The organism is Geodermatophilus sp. SYSU D00525, from assembly GCF_054050475.1.
This window is the reverse complement of the sequence record NZ_JBJGZK010000001.1, coordinates 192,623-210,967: the sequence shown is the minus strand read 5'-3', so window position 1 is coordinate 210,967 and position 18,345 is coordinate 192,623. Positions and strand designations below refer to the sequence as shown.

Sequence of the window (18,345 nt, the reverse complement as noted above, 5' to 3'; positions counted from 1 at the left end):
TCTGCGAAGTGGAATCCGGCAGCCGACGGAGGTGCCCCGCATGGCCTCACCGGCCGATCCGCGCCCCGGGGACGGACACCGGGGGAGCGTCGTCCCGGCGACGGACCTGACGGCGGTCGGCACCTACCTCGCCGCATCGCTGGCCGGATCGACCCGGACCGCCTACGCCCGCGACCTCGCCGCGTGGGCCGCCTGGTGCCGGAGCCGGTCGCTGCCGTCCGCGCTGCCGGCCGACCCGCTGGCCGTCGCCGCCTGGCTCGCCGCGATGGCCGACGACGGGCACAGCCCGCGCTACGTCGCCCGCCGGCTCTCCGCCCTCAACGACGCCTCCCGCACCGCCGGGCACCCCGCGCCCGGCGACAGCGAGGGGGTGCGCCGCACGCTGAGCGGCATCCGCCGCACCGCCGCCCGCGCCGGCGTCCGGCCGCGGCGGGCCCGTGCGCTGGACACCGCGACCGTCCGGGCCCTGGTCGAGGACCTGCCCGGCACCCTCGCCGGCGTCCGCGACCGGGCGCTGGTCCTGGTCGGCTACGCCCTGGGCCTGCGCGCCTCCGACCTGGTCGGGCTGCGGGTCGAGGACCTCACCCCGGGCGGGCACGGCGGCCTCGACGTCCTCCTCCGGTACTCCAAGACCGACCAGGAGGGCGCGGGGGAGACCCTCGCCCTCGCGCCGGGGGTGCGCGCGGCCACCTGCCCGGTGCGCGCCGCCCGGGCCTGGCTGGCCGCCCTGGCGGAGCAGGGTGTGACCTCCGGCCCCCTGTTCCGGTCGGTGGGGAAGGGGCGGGCCCCGCGGCTGGGCGCCGGCGCGCTCACCACCCGCAGCGTCGCCCTGGTCCTGGAGCGCGCGGCCGAGCGGGCCGGGGTGCCCACCGAGGGGCTGTCCCCGCACTCGCTGCGTCGCGGCTTCGCCACGACCGCCTACGCCCGCGGCGTGCCGGAGAAGGAGATCAGCCGCACCGGCCGGTGGCGGTCGCTCGTCGTCCGCACCTACGACGACTCCAGCCGGTGGGCCGACCCCGCCTCCGGCGCGCTCGGCCTCTGAGGGCCTACACGTAGTGCTCCCGGCGCAGCCACGCGAACGCGGCCCAGCCGGGCAGGATCGGCAGCCAGAAGGTGGCGATCCGGTAGAGGAAGACGGCGGGGACGGCCACCGTGTGGTCCATCCCGACGCCGACCAGCCCGGCGATGAGCGCGGCCTCGAGCGCGCCGAGCCCGCCGGGCGTGGGCGCCACCGCGGCGACGGCGGCACCGGCGAGGTACACCGCACCCACGGCGACCGCGCCCACGTCGCCGCCCAGCGCCCGCGTGGACAGGTACAGGCAGGACAGATAGCCGAGCGTCGTCAGCGCCGAGCCGCCCAGCAGCAGCACCACCCGGCCGGGGCTGCGCAGCGCGCCGGCCAGGCCGTGGGCCGAGCGACGCAGCGGCGGCACCAGCCGCGCGGCCGTGAACCGCCGGACGGCCGGGACCGCCGCGGCGGCGACGGTGAGGACGAGCACCGCGAGGGCGCCCCACACGACGGCCGGCGACTCGACCGGCCGGGCGAGATCCGGCAGCGACCGGCCCGCCCAGATCCCGAACCCCACGAGCAACACCACGTGGACGACGGTCCCGGCCGCGTAGCTGAGCCCGACGCCGGACGTGGCGACCGCGACGTCGAGACCGCAGCGCTGCAGGTAGCGCACGTTCAACGCCATCCCGCCCACCCCCGCGGGCACCAGCCGGCCGGCGAACGAGGAGGCCAGCTGCGCGACGAAGGTCGGGACCGCCCGCAGCCGCACGGACACCGCCCCCGCGAGGCTCGCCGCCGCGCCCACGTACGTCAGCAGCGACGTCGCGAGGACCGGCGGCACCCACGCCCAGTCCGCGTCCCGCACCCGCTCGGCCATGCCGGCGACGTCGCCGAGCTGTGGGAGCAGCAGGTAGCAGGCGAGGGCGAGCACGCCGACGACGAGCAGCGTCCGGGGACGGACGCGCTCCAGGTCCACCAGCCGCGGCTCCGGGACGCCGCACCGCTCGCTGACGGCGGCGCGCAGCCGGGCGGCCAGGTGCCGGTCGTGCCGGAGCGCGTCGCGCGTGGCGCCGCTCAGCGAGTCCGGCTGCAGCCGGGGCAGCGCCGCGGCCACCGCCTCCGGCCCGAGCCCGGCGACCGCGGTGTCCACCGCGGGGTCCACACCGACCTGCAGCGCGAGGGCGACCAGCAGCTGGGCGACGTCGGCGTCGAGCAGACCGGGGGCGGCGGCGGCCTCGCTGAACCCCCAGTCGATGAGCCAGGGCCGGCCCGACGGGTCGAGCAGGACGTTGGCGCGGCGCAGGTCGCGGTGCGCCACCCCGTGCCGGCGCAGCACGGCCACCTGCTCCCAGATGCCGCGGAGCACCTGCGTGGTCACGGCCGCGTCGGGCACCCGGTCCAGCGTCGCGCCGTCGACGAGGTCGTAGGACAGCAGCCACGAGTCGCGTCCGACGGGGGCGATGGTCCGGAGGCGGGGCGTCCGCCCACCGGCGTCCCGGACCAGCAGCGACACCATCGCCTCGTGCTCCACGGTGCGGCGCAGCGAGGAGAAGGGGCGCTCGTCACCGACGTCCTTGAGCCGGAGGAACCGGTAGGCGCGGAACAGCAGGTCCGCCGCCCGGTTCTCCGCACCCATGACCTTGGCGAACACGCGGTCCCCGTTCCGCAGCCGCGCGGTCCAGGGCACCGAGCCGCGGGCGTCGACCACCGCCGGCGCCACCTCGACGGGGTCCAGGCCGCCGCCGGCCAGGGCCGCGGCCACGGCCGCCCGGGTCGGCCGGGCGAGGGGACGGCCGAACGCCAGCAGGGTCGCGGAGCCCGCGGCCGCGCCGAGCGCCAGGGACACCGCCAGGGTGGCCGGCGACGTCCGGGGCGCGAGCAGCTGCAGCAGCGCGGTGGCCGCGAGGACCAGGGCCCCGGCCCGCCGCCACCGCCGGGACACGAACGGGGCCAGCACGACGAACGCGGCGGCGGCCACGGCCAGGCCGTCCACCCCCAGCGCGCCGCGCAGGCCGGCCGGCCGCCCGCCGAGCAAGGCCTCGACCGGGCGTGCGAGGAGCGCCGCGGTGGCGCCGCCGGCGAGCAGGTACCCGAACAGGCGGGGGCGGCGGAGCAGCAGTGGGGCGGTGCCCGCCGCGGCCAGCGACAGCGCCACCAGCACGGTCACGGCCCCGGTCAGGAACCGCTCGAGGGTCGGCGCGGCCGCGGACAGCCGCGCCACCAGGCCGGCGTCGAGCGCGGCCGCCGCCTCGCGCGACCACGCGGCCACCGGCACCAGCAGCAGCGTGACCAGCGTCAGGACCCCGGTGCGCAGCACGTCGCTGGGGGACCGCTCGTAGCCGGTGACCTCCTCCTCGGAGGCGCCCCCGCCGCGGGCGGCCGGTCCCGGCGCCGCCGGTCCGGGGGGAGGCGTCGGCACCTGTGCCGTCGGGCCGCCCGTCCGGGACGCGCCGGGACCGGGCATCGCTGGCTCCTCTGCGCATCGGGGCAGGGCACGCGGCGGGCCACAGTGTGGCCCGCCGCGCGCCGGCGGAGGCGGGACGCCGTCGTCCCTCGGGCGGTCGCGGGCGTACTACCGTTGCGACTGCGCACGGCACCACGTCGGGACGCAGGACCGCCCCGGTGCCGGGCGGGGTGCCCGGTGATGGCGATGAGGGCTCCAGCAGCAGCTCTCCTGACGGTGCTCCTCCTGTCGGCCGCGTGCGGCGGCTCCGGGGAGGACGACACGGAGGCCGCGGCCACCACGGTGGCCGGCGCCCCGACGCTGCAGGGCAGCGTCGGGACCGAGGACTCGCCGGACGCCTTCGAGATCGCCCTGGTCGACGAGGCCGGCGCGCCGGTGACCGAACTGCCGGCCGGCCGGTACAACGTCGTCGTCACCGACCACAGCGGCGTCCACGACTTCCACCTCGACGGCGGCGACGGCGCGGTCGACGAGAAGACGGGCGTGCGCGACACCGGCGAGACCACCTGGGTGGTCACCCTGGAGCCCGGCGAGTACCGCTACATGTGCGATCCGCACCCGAGCATGCACGGCACGTTCACCGTGACCTGACCGGACGGCGGCGGCGCTGGTCGGGCACCGACCGGTCGCCCTAGACTCCGCGCCCTACGGCCACCAGCCACGCCGCCGGGAGGTGGGCCCGTGGACGCACCGTCCGGCCCGGTCACCAGCCGCCGCGCGCCCGCCGAACCCGTCCTCCGGGACGCGCCGTGAGCCGGCCCGCCCTGCTCGCCGTCGACGACGACGCCCCCGTGCTGGCCGCGGTCGAGCGCGACCTGCGGGAGCGGTACGGCGAGCGGTACCAGGTGTACGCGGCCTCCTCCGGGGACCAGGCGCTGGACCTGCTGCGCCGCCTGCGGCTGCGCGAGGAGCCGGTCGCGCTGCTCCTGGTCGACCAGCGGATGCCCGGGATGAGCGGCGTCGAGCTGCTCGCGGCCAGCCGCCGGCTGTACCCCGACGCCCGGCGGGTGCTGCTCACCGCCTACGCCGACACCGACGCCGCCATCAAGGCGATCAACGACGCCGACGTGCAGCACTACCTGCTCAAGCCCTGGGACCCGCCGGAGGAGCGGCTGTACCCGGTGCTCGACGACCTGCTGCAGACCTGGCGCCGCCCCCCGCCGGCGGCCAACCTCCGTCTGGTCGGCGACCGCTGGTCCCGGTCCAGCCACGCGGTCCGCGAGTTCCTCACCCGCAACCTGGTGCCCTACCGCTGGCTCGACGTCGAGGCCGACCCGCAGGCGCGGGAGCTGCTCGAGGTGGCGGGGGTCGACGCCGGCTCGCTGCCGGCGCTGGTGCTCGACGACGGCGAGGTGCTGGTGCAGCCGGACCTGCACGAGGTCGCGGCGCGGATCGGCTTGCGGGCGCGGGCCGAGCGCGCGGCCTACGACCTCGTGGTGGTGGGTGCGGGACCCGCCGGCCTGGCCGCCGCGGTCTACGGCGCCTCCGAGGGCCTGGCCACGCTGGTCCTGGAGTGCAACGCGCCCGGCGGGCAGGCCGGCACCAGCAGCCGGATCGAGAACTACCTCGGCTTCCCGGTCGGGCTCTCCGGCGCCGACCTCACGCTGCGGGCCCGCGAGCAGGCCGTCCGCTTCGGCGCCGAGATCCTGGTGCCCGCCGAGGTGGTGGGCGTGCACCGGGCCGACCCGTACACGGTGGTGCGGCTGGAGGACGGCGGCGAGGTCAGCGCCGGCACGCTGGTCGTCGCCACCGGCGTCGAGTACCGCACCCTCGACGTCCCCGGCGCCGCCGGGCTCACCGGCATCGGCGTCTACTACGGCGCGGGGCGCGCCGAGGGCGTCGACCACGCGGGCGGGCACGTGTTCGTCGTCGGCGGCGGCAACTCCGCCGGCCAGGCCGCGCTGTTCCTCGCCACGTTCGCCTCCTCGGTCACGCTGCTGGTCCGCGGCGGGGACCTCGCCGCCTCCATGTCCCGCTACCTGCTCGACCGGATCGCCGCCTCGGACAAGATCGCGGTCGAGTACCACACCGAGGTGGCCGGGGCGCTGGGCACCCGGCGGCTGGAGGGGCTGCGGCTGCGCACCGGCACCGCGGAGCGCGAGGTGGCGGCCGACGCGCTGTTCGTCTTCATCGGGCAGGCACCCCGCACCGCGTGGCTGGACGGCCTGGTCCGCCGCGACGCCGGGGGGTTCGTGCTCACCGGCGGGGACCTCGGCCCGACGCCGGAGTGGCCGCTGCCGGTCCCGCCGCTGCCGCTGGAGACCTCCGTGCCCGGGGTGTTCGCCGCCGGCGACGTCCGCCACGGGTCGGGCAACCGGATCGCCGCGGCCGTGGGGGAGGGCGCGATGGCGGTCCGCTTCGCCCACCAGCGGCTGGGCGCGGGGTGACCGTCACCCCGGACCGGGACGTCGCGGCGGCGCTGCGGCGCTCGCGGCTGTTCGAGCACCTCCCGGAGGAGGACCTCGCCGCGCTGGCCGCCACCAGCCGCGCCGTCGAGCTGGCCCCCGGCGAGGTGCTCATGGCCGAGGGCTCGCCGCCGGAGGCGATGTACGTCGTCCTGGACGGCGACCTGGAGGTCAGCCGCAACGTCGGCGGCTCGGAGGTCCTGCTCAACGTGTGCGGCACCGGCGACCTGGTCGGGGAGCTCGGCCTGGCCCACCGCCGGCCCCGCTCGGCGACCGTGCGGGCGCGGACCCGCAGCCGGGTCCAGCGGATCGGCGCCGAGGCGCTGGACCGGCTGCTCACCCACCCCGCGTCGGCCCGGGCGATGCTGGTCGCGGCCACCCGGCGGCTGGACCGGGAGGAGGGCCTGGTCCGCCAGCACGAGCGGATGGCCGCGCTGGGTGCCCTCTCGGCGGGCCTGCTGCACGAGCTGAACAACCCGGCGGCCGCCGTCCAGCGCGGCGCCGCACGGCTGCGGGCGCTGCTCTCCGGCGACGACGCCCCGGACGCGCCGCTCCGCGCACTCACCGGGGCGGTGCCCGTCCCGGAGGACCCGCTCGCCCGCGGCGACGCGGAGCGGGCGCTCGCCGACGTCCTCGCCGCGGCGGAGGTCGACCGCGGGTGGTCGGTCGCCGCGGACCTGGTGCGCCTGGGCGTCGACCCGGCGGGCCTGGCCGGCGCGCTGGCCGGGCTGCCCGCCGCCGAGCGCGGCCCGGCGGTGCGCTGGCTGGCCCGCTCGGCCGAGGTCGCCGCCCTGTTGGAGGAGGTCTCGGCCGGCGCCGACCAGCTGTCCCGCATCGTGTCCGGGGTGCGCCCGCTGGCCTACTCCTCCGACCAGTCGCTGGCCGACGTCGACGTGCACGCGAGCCTGGAGCAGGCGCTGGTGCTGCTGCGCCACGCGGTGCCGCCCGGCGTGCGGGTCGTCCTGGACCTCGACCCGCGGCCGCAGACGGTGCAGGGCTGGGCCGCGGACCTGGCGCTGGTGTGGACCAACCTGCTCGACAACGCGCTCGCCGCGGTGGACCGGGACGGCACCGTGACGGTGCGGACCCGCGGGGAGGACGACGCCGTGGTGGTCGACGTCGAGGACACCGGGCCGCCGGTGCCCCCGGAGGTGCTCGCGCGCGCCTTCGACCCGTTCTTCACCACCAAGCCGGTCGGCTCGGGCACCGGGCTGGGCCTGGCGACGTCGCTGGCGGTGGTCGCCCAGAAGCACCGCGGCCGGCTGACGCTGACCTCCGAGGACGGCGTCACCCGGGCGCGGGTCGTGCTGCCGCGCCGCCGCTGAGCGCCGGCCGGCCGGCCAGCAGCTCGTCGGCCGCCACCGTCTCGGCGGTCGTCGTCGAGGCCGGCACGTCCGCCCGCGCCTCCGCGAGGAGGGCCCGCCAGTCCCCGGGCCGGACCTCCGCGGGCAGGCGGGCGAGGTCGAGGGCGGCGCGCAGCCGGGACAGCCGGGCGCTCTGCGCCGTCGCCGTCCACAGCGCCTCGGTCAGGTCGGCCGCCGCCGCCGCGGGGTCCCCGCCGCGGGTCAGGGTGGACCGGGCCCGCTGGCGCAGGAGCTCCGGCAGGTGCAGGTCCTCGCCGCTGTCCCGGGCCGCGGCGAACGCCGCGGCCAGGTGCTCGTCGGCCCGGTCCGGCTCGCCGGCCTCCTCGTCCAGCCGGGCGAGGAGGGCCAGGTGGCAGGCGACGAAGGCCCGCTGGCCGATGACCGCCAGGGCCTCGAGGGCCTGCTCGAGGAACCCCCGGTCCGGCGGGCCGCCGGGCCTGTCGGTGGCGGCCCAGGCGGAGCCGAGCGCCGTCCAGTAGGCGTAGCCGTGCTCCCGGCCGATGGCGGCGGCCTCCTGACCCAGGCGCCGGGTCCCCTCCTCGTCACCGAGCAGGCGGCGGACCCAGGCGCCCCAGCCCACCCGGGCGAAGGCGTGGCTGTACGGCGCGTGCGGGGAGTCCATCGCCTCGGCCAGGCGGAGGGCCCGCTCCTGCAGGCGCTCGCCCTCGCCCACCTCGCCGCGCGCGGTGAGCACGGCGGCGAGGGCGGCGGTCACGCCCGAGACCGGCTCGTTGGGCAGCGGCCAGAGGGGGGAGACCGGTCCTCCGGCGGGGCGGGCGGCGAAGCCGGCCAGCGCCCGCTCCAGGTGCTCCTGGGCCGCGACGAGGTGCCCCCGGTGGAACTCGTGGACGCCCGTGACCGCGTCCACCTCCGGCCCGAAGGCGGCGAAGGCGGGCTCGCGGACCATCGCGGTCAGCTGGTCGAGCACGCCGCGCCCCGTGGTCAGCCGCCCGCTGGTGAGCCAGTACGCCCACAGCGCGATCAGCGCGGGCAGCGCCTCCGGGCGGCCGAGCCGCGCGGCGAGCTCCTGCGCCGGCCGGTAGTCGGCCTCGACGTCGAGGGAGGAGAAGCCGCGCATCGCGCTGACCGAGAACCCGCGCAGCATCCGCGCGGTGAGCTCGGCCAGGTCGCGCTCCTCGGACGGGGCGAGGGGCTCGAGCAGTTCCAGGGCCCGGGAGAGCAGCCGCACGGCCTCGGCATGGGCACCCCGGGCCTGCTCGGCCTGCGCGGCCTCCAGGTAGCGGCCCTCGGCGGGCATCGCCGCACCGGCCAGGTCCAGGTGCTGGGCCACGAGCGCCGGCTCGGCGCCGCGCGCGGCCAGCGCCTCGGCCACGGCGGCGTGGGTCCGGCGGCGCACGTCGAGCACCTGGGTCTCGTAGGCGGCGTCGCGCATCAGCGCGTGGCGGAAGCGATACGTCCCCGACGCGAGCCCCGCCGGCTCGACGACGCCGAGGTCGGCCAGCACCCGGACCTGCTCGGCCACGGCGTCCGGGTCGCCGACCGCCGCCGCGACCGTGGCCGGGTCGAAGGTGGGCCCGATCGTGGCCGCGGTCTGCACCACCCGCAGGTCGACCCCCGGCGCCTTGAGCCGCCAGGTCAGCAGCTCCTGCAGCCGCAGCGGGATCGGCTCGGAGCGCTGCGCGTCGAGGCCGGCGCGGGTCAGCTCCTCGACGAACAGCGGGATCCCCTCGGCGTGCTCGACGATCGCGGCCCGCACCGCGCCGTCGAGGTCCCGGCCGGTGGTGAGGTTGCCGACCAGCCGGTCGGCCGCCCGGGCGTCCAGCCGGCCGAGCGGGAGCACCTCGACGGCGTCCCGCCACGGGACGACGGTCTCGTCCCGGCTGGTCGTGACCATCAGCAGGCCGGGCGGGCGGCGCGCGGCGAGGCGGCCGAGCAGGTCCACGGTGGAGGGGTCGGCCCAGTGCAGGTCCTCGACGACGAGCAGGTGCGGGCGGCGGGCGGCGCTCGCGGCCATCCAGTCCACGAGCCGGTCGAGGGTCTCGTCGAGGAGTGCACCCGGGTCCAGCTCGGGCGCCGGGTACTCGGGCGTCTCGGGCAGCCCGGCCAGCGGGCCGACCAGCGGGACGACCACCGCCGGGTCCAGCCCGAGGGACTCCAGGTGCGCGACCAGCGGGCGCAGCCGGTCCCCGCCCTCGCCCGCCCGGCTCACCAGCCGCTCGATCATCCGCGCGATCGGCCAGAGCGAGACGTTCGCGTGGTACGGCAGGCAGGCGGCGCCGACCACCCGGCCGCCGCTGGACTCCACCCGGTCGAGGACCTCCGCCGCCAGCCGCGACTTGCCGATGCCGGGCTCGCCGGCCACCAGGAACGCGGCGCCGGCGTCGCCCTGCCGCACGGCGTCCCACGCCTCGAGCAGCCGGGCGCGGGGTCCGTCCCGGCCGACCAGCCCGGCCTTGCGGTACCGCTCGGACTGGAAGCGGGCCGCGGCGTAGCGGGGCCGGTCGACGCGGAAGACCTCGACCGGGCGGCTGATCCCCTTGAGCCGGCGCTCGCCGAGCGACTGCAGGTAGAAGTCGGCGTCGACCAGCTGCTGGGTGACGTCGCTGATCACCACCGTGCCGGGGTCCGCGGCCTTCTGGACCCGCGCGGCGAGGTTGGGCACCAGGCCGACGACGGAGTCCCGCTCGGCGACGGCGCCGTCGTCGACCAGGTCGCTGACCACCACCCGCCCGGTGTGGATCCCCACCCGGACCTCGAGCGCCACCCCGAACCGGTCGGCCAGCCGCGCCCGGGCGTCGTGCAGCGCGACGACCAGGTCCAGTCCCGCCAGCACCGCCCGCCGGGCGTCGTCCTCGTGCGGGACCGGGTGGCCGAACCCGGCGAGGACGCCGTCGCCGGAGTAGTGCATGAGGGTGCCGCCGTACCGGTCGACGGCGTCGCGGGCCGCCGCGCGGTAGAAGGCGAACAGGTCCCGCAGCTGCTCGGGCTCCACCTGCTCGGACAGCTGCGCGGACCCGACCAGGTCGGAGAAGAGCAGGGTCATCAGCGCCCGCTCGCCGACGGCGCCGACCTGGCGGCCGGCCACCCGCTGCAGGACGAGGGCGGCACGCCGGTTCCCGGGGTCGACGGCGCGCACCTCCTCGGCGGTGGCGCGCGCGGGCTCGAGGTCGCCGGCCGCCAGCGACGCCTCGGCGGCGGTGAGCAGCCGCTCGAGCAGCCGGGCCAGCCGGGTCTCGGCCGACAGCGCGACGCCGGCGGTCACGCCCGTCCGCCCGGGGGAGGGGAGACCGGTCGGGTCATGGAGCACGCCTCGCTGGTCCGTCGCCGGCAGCGGAGCCCGGCTGCTGGGCGCCCACCGGGCCGCTGCACGGGTGGAGCACTGCCGCGTCGAGCATCGGCACGGCGGGCCGGTCGGCCGTAGAGGCCAAGGTCCCGAGGGCGGTACCGGCACGGGGAGGAAGTCCGGTGACAGTCCCCCGGGGCCGGTGCTCCAATGGGGCGCGCACGGGGGCCGAGGAACCACGGAGGTCCGCGGTGGACCCTGTCCCCACGGCGGTGCGGCCCTCGACCGGCCGGCGCGAGCTGCTGCCGGCCATGCGGGCGCTGCTGGTGGCCTTCAGCGTCCTCACCGCGCTCGGCTTCGTCGCGCTGTTCGTGCTGTCGACGCGGACCAGCGAGAGCTTCGCCTGGACCATCCAGCCGCCGGCGACCGCGGCCTTCCTCGGCGCGGGCTACGCGGCCGGCTTCACCCTCGTGGTGCTGTCGCTGCGCGACCCGGTGTGGGCGCACAGCCGGGTGCCGGTGCTCACCATCCTGGTGTTCACCCTGCTGACGCTGGTCGCCACGCTGGTGCACGTCGACCGGTTCCACTTCCAGGCCGAGTTCGCCGCGGCGCCGCTCCTCGCCCGCGGTGCCGCCTGGTTCTGGACCGCCGTCTACGTGGTCATCCCGCTGGCGATGCTCGTCGTCCTGCCCGTCCAGGAGCGGGCGCCGGGCACCGACCCGCCGCGCGTCCGGCCGGTGCCGGTCGTGCTGCGGACCGCGCTGGCGGTGGAGTCGCTGGTGCTGCTGGCGGTCGGCGCCGCGATCTCGGTCGCGCCGTCGTCGGCGACGACGCTGTGGCCCTGGACGCTCACGCCGCTCACCGCGCGGGTGGTGGGCGCCTGGCTGGTCGCCTTCGGCGTCGCCACGGCGCTGGCCGCGCTGGCCGGCGACCTCGAGCGGCTGCGCACCGCGGCGATCGCCTACACCGTGTTCGGCGTCCTGGAGCTCGTGGTCGTCCTGCTGCACCGCGGCGACGTCGCGTGGGACCGGCCGGCGGCCTGGCTGTACGTCGCCGTCGCCGCCGCGATCGCCCTCACGGGTGCGGCGGGCTGGCGGCTCGCCCCGCAGCCCCGGGGGCTCCACCACCGCTCCTGAGGGTCGCGGCCCTCGTGGCCGCCGCCGGGGTCCTCGCGGCGTGCACCTCCTCCGACGGGACGGGCGGGGACGGGGCCGCGGCGACGACCCCGCCCGGCCCCGAGGAACGGGTCGCCCGCAGCGACGCGCTGCTCGAGGAGGTCCTCGCGGCCGACGAGCCGGGCTGCTCGGCGGCGGTCGGGATCGACGGCGAGGTGGTCTGGGCCGGCGCCCGGGGCCTGGCCGACACGGCGACGGGACGCCCGCTCACCCCGGAGACCACGTTCGACGTCGCGTCGGTGGGCAAGCAGTTCACCGCCACGGCCGTGCTCCTGCTCGAGCAGGACGGGGTCCTGTCGCTGGAGGACCCCGTCTCCCGGTGGCTCCCTGGCCTCCCGGCCTGGGCGGACACGGTGACCCTCGACCAGCTGGTGCACCACACCAGCGGCATCCCCGACTACCTCGCCGACTTCGAGGCGGCCGGGATCGCCGTCACCGACCGGACCACGCAGGAGCAGGCGGTCGCGGCGATCGCCGCCCACCCGGAGCTGCCGCCGGCGGAGGGCTTCGCCTACTCCAACTCCAACTACGTGCTGCTGGCCGAGGTGGTGCGGGCGGCGTCCGGGCAGCACCTGGCGGACTTCCTCCGCACCCGCGTGTTCGAGCCCCTGGACCTGGCCGTGGCGGTCGACCCGTCCGCGTCCGCCCCGGACGCTGCCGACCCGTCCTCGGCGCGCGGCCACGTCAAGGACACCGCCACCGGACCGTGGCGGCCGGCCGGCTCGCGGTTCGAGCAGGTCGGCGACGGCGCGGTCCGCACGACGCCGTCGGAGCTGGTCCGCTGGGCCGACGAGTACCGCACCGGCCGGCTCGGGGGCGAGGCCCTGCTCGCGGCCCGGCTCGCCGACCCCGCCCCGGTCAACGCGGCGCGGGACTACGCCGCGGGCCTCTTCCTCACGCGGGCCGGGGACCTCGAGCACGGCGGGAGCTGGGCCGGGTTCCGCAGCGCCTTCCGCGTCTCGGCGGACCGGCACACCGCGGTGGCGGTCGCCTGCAACGGCGAGGAGCCGGGGGTGGCCGACGTCGACCGGATCTGGCGGGTCCTGCCCGGCGTGTGGCTCTGACCCGGGGTGTCCCGTCCGGCTCCGGCGGTGTGGCCGGAGGTCGCCTGCAGCGTGACCACCCCACGGCACCCGGTCACGGGCGGCGCACGACGGGACCCGGTCCCCGCCGTCGGTACGGTCGCTCCCGTGCGCGCCTGCGCCTCCGTGACCCGTCCCGGCCGTTCTCGCTGACGGCGCCCGGCCCCTGCCGGCAACCAGGAGTCCCGCATGCCCGCACACGAGCACGAGGTGTCCGGACCGCCCCTCGGGCCCGCTGTTCCCACGCTCTTCCTGATGGTCGGCCTCCCGGGCGCCGGCAAGACGAGCAGGGCCCGGGAGCTGGCGACGTCGCACCGCGCTCTGCGGCTGACCGCGGACGAGTGGCACCTCCCCCTCTTCGGCACGTCGCTGACGGCCGACGGCAAGCGCGACGTCCTGGAGGGCCGGCTGATCACGGTGGCGCTCCGCACGCTGCAGCTGGGGACCAGCGTGGTCCTCGACTTCGGACTCTGGACCCGGGACGAGCGGTCGGCACTGCGCTGGCTGGCCGGCGGAGCCGGGGCGCACTGCCAGGTCGTGTACCTCCCCGTCGACCTGGCCACCCAGCTCGCCCGCATCGCGCACCGTCAGGACACGACCCCCCGGGCGACGTTCCCGATGCCCGAGGCCGACGTCCGCTCGTGGCGCGACCGGTTCCAGGCGCCCGATGCCGCAGAGATCGCGGGGAAGGACGTCCCCTGCCCGCCACCCGGTCGGTCGACCTGGCTCGCCTGGGCGATGGACCGGTGGCCGACACTCGACCCCTCCACGCCCTGACCGCTCCCCGGCACCCGCGCACGGCGGCTGCTGGGGATCGGGACACACCCGGTGCGCCCCGGCCGCCGGGCGGCGGCCGGGGCCCCGGGCCTCAGGCGCGGCGGCCGAACAGCCGGCGGTCGTACCAGGCCGACAGCACCGGGTAGCGGGCCGGCAGCAGCCGGACCAGCCGGTCGACCAGGACGGCGTCCTTCCCGACCCGCACCCGCGGCTTCCCGGCCTCGACGCCGTCGACGACGATCCGCGCCGCCTGCTCGGCGGGCATCGTCAGGAGCTTCTCGTTGTAGACGCGGTTGCGGGCGAGCTCGGCGGGGGTGAGCTCGAGACCCCGCTCCTCGGCCTCCCTGACGGTGGCCGAGGCGATGTTCGTCTTGACCCCGCCCGGGTGGACGACGGTGACCTGCACCGGGTGGCCGCCGGCGATCATCTCGGTGCGCACCACCTCGGTGAACCCGCGGACGGCGAACTTGCTCGCGCAGTAGGCGGACAGCGTCGGCTGGGCCATGAACCCGTTGAGGCTGGACACGTTGACCACGTGCCCGTCGCCCGAGGCGACCAGGTGCGGCAGGAACGCCTTGGTGCCGTTGATGACGCCGTGCAGGTTGACCCCGAGCGTGCGGTCGTAGGTCTCCCAGTCGGTGTCGAGCACCGAGCGGCCGCCGCCGGAGATGCCGGCGTTGTTGTAGACCTGGTGCACCACGCCGAAGTGCGTGGCCACCGCGTCGGCGTAGGCGACGACGGCGTCCCGGTCGCTGACGTCGAGCCGCGCGGTGTGCACCTCGGCGCCCAGCGCCTTCGCCCGGTCGGCGGTCTGGCCCAGGCCCAGCTCGTCGACGTCGGACAGCGCCAGCCGCGCGCCCCGCTTCGCCAGCTCGAAGGCCAGCTGCCGGCCGATGCCGGACCCGGCGCCGGTGACGACGGCGACCTTGCCGTGCACGCTGCTCATCGGTTCTCTCCCGTCAGGTGGGCGCCCGCACCGCGGGCGAGGTCGGTGGTGAGCTCCACGAGCCGGTCGACGACGCCCGGCGCCAGGTGGTGGCCCATGCCGGGGATCTCGACGTGCCGGGCGCCCGCGATCGCGTCCGCGGTGGCCCGCCCGCCGCTGGGGTGGACCATCCGGTCGACGTCGCCGTGTACGACCAGCGTCGGCGCGGTGATCCGCGCGAGGTCGGCGGTGCGGTCGCCGGAGGCCTGGATGGCGCCGATCTGGCGGGCCACCTCCTGCGAGCGGTCGCCGCCGCCGCGCTCCCACACCGCGGCTGCCCAGGCGCGCTCGAGGTCGTCGTCGGGCGGGAAGCCAGGGCCGCCGATGTGGCCGAGCATCGCCAGGTGCCGCTCGACCGACTCCTCGACGGTGCGCGGCGCGGCCTTCGCCAGCCGCAGGATCGTCGATCGGGTCGGCTGCCCGACCCGGCGCGACCCGGTGGTGGAGAAGATCGAGGTCAGGCTCGCCACCCGGTGCGGGTGCCGGGCCGCCACCACCTGGGCGATCATCCCGCCCATCGACATGCCGACCAGGTGCACCCGGCCGATGCCGAGGGCGTCGAGCAGGCCGACGGCGTCGGCGGCCATGTCGGTGAGGTCGTAGGCGTCCGGCCGCGGCCGGGCCAGCAGCTGGCGCGCGCGGCCCGGCGGCGGGGTGGCGATCCGGCCCGACCGGCCGGCGTCGCGGTTGTCCATCCGGACCACCCGGAAGCCGCGGCCGGTGAACCCGTCGACCATCCGCTGCGGCCACGAGGTCAGGTCCAGCCCGAGGCCCGCGACCAGCAGCAGCGGCTCGCCGTCGTCCGGGCCGTCGACGCGGTGGCAGATGCGCGGGCCGGCCGGCAGGTCGGCGAAGCGGTCCTCCGCGGTGTCGTCCGCGGTGACCGCCGCGCGGGCCGGTGCCTCGGCGGCGGTCACGCGGGCACGGCCGCGGCGGGCGGGGCGACGCGGTCGGCCGCCCGGGTGAGCCGGAGCTCGGGGTCGACGACGCTGTCGGCCCGGAGCAGCTTGACGTCGGAGTGGTAGTCCATGGAGGTCAGCCACGGCATCCGGTCGCCCTGCCGCGGCAGCCGGTCGACGGCGCGCTGGATGTAGCCGGCGGCGAAGTCGAGGAAGGGCCGGGTGGGCATGTCCGGGTCGGCGGGCACCGGCCGCGCGGTGTCCAGGCCGCGCTCGTCCATGTGCCTGAGCAGCCGGACGAAGTGCTCGCAGAGCAGGCCGACCTTCAGCGTCCAGGACGAGTTGGTGTAGCCGATCGCGTAGGCGAGGTTCGGCACGCCGGACAGCATCATGCCCTTGTACGAGACCGTCTCCGACAGCGTCACGGGCGCGCCGTCGACGGTGACCGCGACGCCGCCGAAGGCCTGCACGTTCAGCCCGGTCGCGGTCACGATCACGTCGGCGTCCAGGTGCCGCCCGGAGGCGAGCTCGATGCCGGTCTCGTCGAAGGTGACGATCCGGTCGGTGACGACGTCGGCCTCCCCCTCGCGGATGGCGCGGAACAGGTCGCCGTTCGGGACGGCGCACAGCCGCTGGTCCCACGGGTCGTACGGCGGGTTGAAGTGCGTGTCGACGTCGAAGCCCTCGGGCAGCTGCTTGGTGTTGACCCAGCGGATCACCGTGCGGGCGGCCTTCGGGTGCTTCTGGCAGAAGCTCCAGATGGCCCGCTGCTGGGCGATGTTCTTGCGGCGGGTCAGCGCGTAGCCGCGCTCGTCCCCGAACCACTTCCGCAGCAGCGCGGCGACCTTGTCCTCGCGCGGGACCGGCAGCACGTAGGTGGGGGTGCGCTGCAGCATCGTCACCGACGCGGCGGTGCCGGCGATGGCGGGCACGATCGTCACGGCGGTGGCGCCCGAGCCGACGACCACGACCCGCTTGCCGGTGAGGTCGAGGTCCTCGGGCCAGGCCTGCGGGTGCACGATCTCGCCGCGGAAGCGGTCGCGGCCCTCGAAGACCGGGGTGAAGCCCTCGTCGTAGCGGTAGTAGCCGCCGGCGCAGAACACCCAGCCCGCGGTCAGCTGCAGCCGCTCGCCGGTGTCGGTGCGCTCGACGTCGACGGTCCAGCGGGCGTCCTCGCTGGACCACGACACCGCCAGCACCCGGTGGTGGTAGCGGATCTTCTCGTCGAGGCCGTTCTCGGTGGCCGTCTCGCGGAGGTAGGCGAGGATCTTCGGGGCGTCGGCGATCGCCTGGCGGTCCCGCCACGGCTTGAACTCGTAGCCGAAGGTCGACAGGTCGGAGTCCGAGCGGATGCCGGGGTAGCGGAACAGGTCCCACGTGCCGCCGGAGGCGCCGCGCGCCTCGAGGATCGCGAAGCTCTTCGCGGGCAGCTCGGTGGTCAGGTACCGGCCGGCGCCGATGCCGGAGATCCCGGCGCCGACGATCAGCACGTCGAGGTGCTCGACCGGCGTCTGCGTGGTGGTCAATGCGGTGCTCCGTCCTCGGGACACGGGTGCAGCGGCCTACGAGACTGCGTGGTCCCGCTCACCCGGTGCAACGACGAACTGCACCATCCCGATACTGGGACGGTGCAGAGTGCTGCAGGGAGCGCCGACTGGCCGGCCGTCTCGGCCCGCACCCGGGAGCTGTTCCGCCGGGGCGCGGAGGTGGCCCTCGACCCCCGCGCCGACTGGATCGAGGAGCTGCACCGGGCGTCGCTGGGCACCGAGCGGATGCGCCCGGTCGCCGAGGACCCCGTCCTCGCCGCCGCCACCCGCCGGGCCAACCTGGCCAACCTGCTGCACTGGGCGGCGGCCAACGTGCAGCACCCCGGCCGGCGGGTGCCGGCCAACACCGGCGGCGAGGTGCTCGACGTCGCCCGCGACCTGGTCCGCCGCGGCCTGGACCAGAGCGGGCTGGACGCCTACCGGACCGCGCAGGGCGTGGCCTGGCGGCGGTGGATGGAGATCTGCTTCGAGCTGACCGCCGACCCGGCCGAGCTGCGCGAGCTGCTCGACGTCTCCGCGCTGTCGATCACCACGTTCATCGACGACACGGTCGCGGCGCTGTCCGGGCGGATGGCCGCCGAGCGGGCCGAGCTCACCCGCGGCGCGCACGCCGAGCGCCGCGCCACGGTCACCCTGTTGCTGGAGGGCGCGCCGATCGGCCGGGCCCGCGCGGAGGCGCAGCTGGGCTACGGGCTGACCGGCCCGCACACCGCCGCCGTCATCTGGTCCGGGTCCGGCAGCGCCGCGCCCGGGCAGCTGGAGGCCGCCGCGGAGGCGGTGACCCGGGCGGCGGGCGCGACCCGGCGGCTGACCGTCGTCGCCAGCGCGGCCGCGCTGTGGGTGTGGCTGCCGGTGGGCACCGCGCCGCGGGCCGCGGAGCTGGCCGGGCCGCTGGCCGCGCACCCCGACGTCCGGGTCGCGGTGGGCCGGCCGGGCCGCGACGTCGACGGCTTCCGCCGCAGCCACCTCGACGCCGCCACGGCGCAGCGGATGCTGGCGCGGCTGACCTCCCCGCAGCAGGTGGCCCGCTACGAGGACGTGCAGCTGGTCGCGCTGCTGACCACCGAGCCGACCCAGCTCGAGGAGTTCCTGGCCGGCACCCTCGGCCGGCTGGCGACCGCCGACCCCGACACCCGCGAGGCGGTGCTCACCTACGTGCGGGAGCTGGGCAACGCCTCCCGCACCGCCGAGCGGCTCTTCACCCACCGCAACACCGTGTTGCGCCGGCTGGCCCGCGCCGACGAGCTGCTGCCCCGGCCGCTCGCCGAGAACGTCCTCGGCGTGGCCGCGGCGCTGGAGGTGCTGCGCTGGCGCGGCGCGGCGGACTGATCCTCCCGGACGTCGGTGCGGACTGCGGCGTACCGGTCCAGGCCCGTGACCTCCGTCACCTG

At 77.2% G+C, this 18,345-nt stretch carries 13 protein-coding genes; 8 read left to right on the top strand and 5 right to left on the bottom strand.

The genetic code is table 11. The features are described 5' to 3' along the window. Positions 1-40: 40 nt before the first annotated feature. Entirely contained in the window at positions 41-1,042 is a 1,002-nt protein-coding gene (locus ACI796_RS00945; protein WP_456939376.1) for a site-specific integrase, read from the top strand. A gap of 4 nt (positions 1,043-1,046) precedes the next feature. Here ACI796_RS00945 and ACI796_RS00940 read toward each other — a convergent pair whose 3' ends face one another. Further along, entirely contained in the window at positions 1,047-3,476 is a 2,430-nt protein-coding gene (locus ACI796_RS00940; RefSeq protein ID WP_456939375.1) for a flippase-like domain-containing protein, read from the bottom strand. A 216-nt stretch (positions 3,477-3,692) separates the two neighbouring features. Between ACI796_RS00940 and ACI796_RS00935 the strand changes: the two genes are divergently transcribed. The 3 genes from ACI796_RS00935 to ACI796_RS00925 all read left to right on the top strand — a co-directional run bounded on the left by ACI796_RS00935 (position 3,693) and on the right by ACI796_RS00925 (position 7,206). After that, a complete protein-coding gene (locus ACI796_RS00935; RefSeq protein ID WP_456939374.1) occupies positions 3,693-4,067 on the top strand; it encodes a cupredoxin domain-containing protein in 375 nt (124 codons plus the stop codon). 158 nt (positions 4,068-4,225) lie between these two features. Then, the gene (locus ACI796_RS00930) at positions 4,226-5,863 is read left to right on the top strand and encodes an FAD-dependent oxidoreductase (protein WP_456939373.1); all 1,638 of its coding nucleotides are present in this window, start codon (positions 4,226-4,228) and stop codon (positions 5,861-5,863) included. Beyond that, complete coding sequence (locus tag ACI796_RS00925) at positions 5,860-7,206, top strand: sensor histidine kinase (RefSeq protein WP_456939372.1); 1,347 nt, start codon at positions 5,860-5,862, stop codon at positions 7,204-7,206. The genes ACI796_RS00930 and ACI796_RS00925 overlap by 4 nt, the downstream gene beginning before the upstream one ends. On the opposite strand, the gene ACI796_RS00920 is transcribed toward ACI796_RS00925, so the two are convergent. After that, the gene (locus ACI796_RS00920) at positions 7,169-10,468 is read right to left on the bottom strand and encodes an ATP-binding protein (protein WP_456939371.1); all 3,300 of its coding nucleotides are present in this window, start codon (positions 10,466-10,468) and stop codon (positions 7,169-7,171) included. The genes ACI796_RS00925 and ACI796_RS00920 overlap by 38 nt on opposite strands. A gap of 272 nt (positions 10,469-10,740) precedes the next feature. Here ACI796_RS00920 and ACI796_RS00915 point away from each other — a divergent pair, with 272 nt between their 5' ends. From ACI796_RS00915 to ACI796_RS00905, 3 genes are all read left to right on the top strand, one after another. Then, a complete protein-coding gene (locus tag ACI796_RS00915; RefSeq protein WP_456939370.1) occupies positions 10,741-11,625 on the top strand; it encodes a hypothetical protein in 885 nt (294 codons plus the stop codon). A gap of 14 nt (positions 11,626-11,639) precedes the next feature. Beyond that, positions 11,640-12,728 carry a serine hydrolase domain-containing protein gene (locus tag ACI796_RS00910; protein ID WP_456939369.1) on the top strand — a complete coding sequence of 363 codons (1,089 nt, stop codon included), beginning with the start codon at positions 11,640-11,642 and terminating at the stop codon, positions 12,726-12,728. 273 nt (positions 12,729-13,001) lie between these two features. Beyond that, positions 13,002-13,523 (top strand): AAA family ATPase, encoded by a 522-nt coding sequence (locus tag ACI796_RS00905; protein WP_456939368.1) that lies wholly within the window; start codon positions 13,002-13,004, stop codon positions 13,521-13,523. A 91-nt stretch (positions 13,524-13,614) separates the two neighbouring features. On the opposite strand, the gene ACI796_RS00900 is transcribed toward ACI796_RS00905, so the two are convergent. Genes ACI796_RS00900 through ACI796_RS00890 form a run of 3 tightly spaced genes read right to left on the bottom strand, consistent with a single transcriptional unit; the run spans position 13,615 to position 16,933 of the window. Continuing rightward, positions 13,615-14,469 carry an SDR family NAD(P)-dependent oxidoreductase gene (locus ACI796_RS00900; protein WP_456939367.1) on the bottom strand — a complete coding sequence of 285 codons (855 nt, stop codon included), beginning with the start codon at positions 14,467-14,469 and terminating at the stop codon, positions 13,615-13,617. Continuing rightward, positions 14,466-15,425: an alpha/beta fold hydrolase gene (locus tag ACI796_RS00895; RefSeq protein ID WP_456939366.1), complete on the bottom strand. Its 960-nt coding sequence runs from the start codon at positions 15,423-15,425 to the stop codon at positions 14,466-14,468. The genes ACI796_RS00900 and ACI796_RS00895 overlap by 4 nt, the downstream gene beginning before the upstream one ends. After that, positions 15,422-16,933, bottom strand: coding sequence for a flavin-containing monooxygenase (locus ACI796_RS00890; RefSeq protein WP_456939365.1), 1,512 nt, complete (start codon positions 16,931-16,933; stop codon positions 15,422-15,424). Before ACI796_RS00890 ends, ACI796_RS00895 begins: the two co-directional genes overlap by 4 nt. 102 nt (positions 16,934-17,035) lie before the next feature. On the opposite strand from ACI796_RS00890, the gene ACI796_RS00885 reads away from it, so the two are divergent. Further along, positions 17,036-18,283, top strand: a complete 1,248-nt coding sequence (locus tag ACI796_RS00885) for a PucR family transcriptional regulator (protein ID WP_456939364.1) — start codon at positions 17,036-17,038, stop codon at positions 18,281-18,283. Positions 18,284-18,345 lie beyond the last annotated feature (62 nt).

Coding starts and splice junctions, on each gene's coding strand:
- ACI796_RS00905 (WP_456939368.1), top strand. CDS start 13,002: ATGGTCGGCCTCCCGGGCGCCGGCAAGACGAGCAGGGCCCGGGAGCTG.
- ACI796_RS00940 (WP_456939375.1), bottom strand. CDS start 3,476: ATGCCCGGTCCCGGCGCGTCCCGGACGGGCGGCCCGACGGCACAGGTG.
- ACI796_RS00945 (WP_456939376.1), top strand. CDS start 41: ATGGCCTCACCGGCCGATCCGCGCCCCGGGGACGGACACCGGGGGAGC.
- ACI796_RS00900 (WP_456939367.1), bottom strand. CDS start 14,469: ATGAGCAGCGTGCACGGCAAGGTCGCCGTCGTCACCGGCGCCGGGTCC.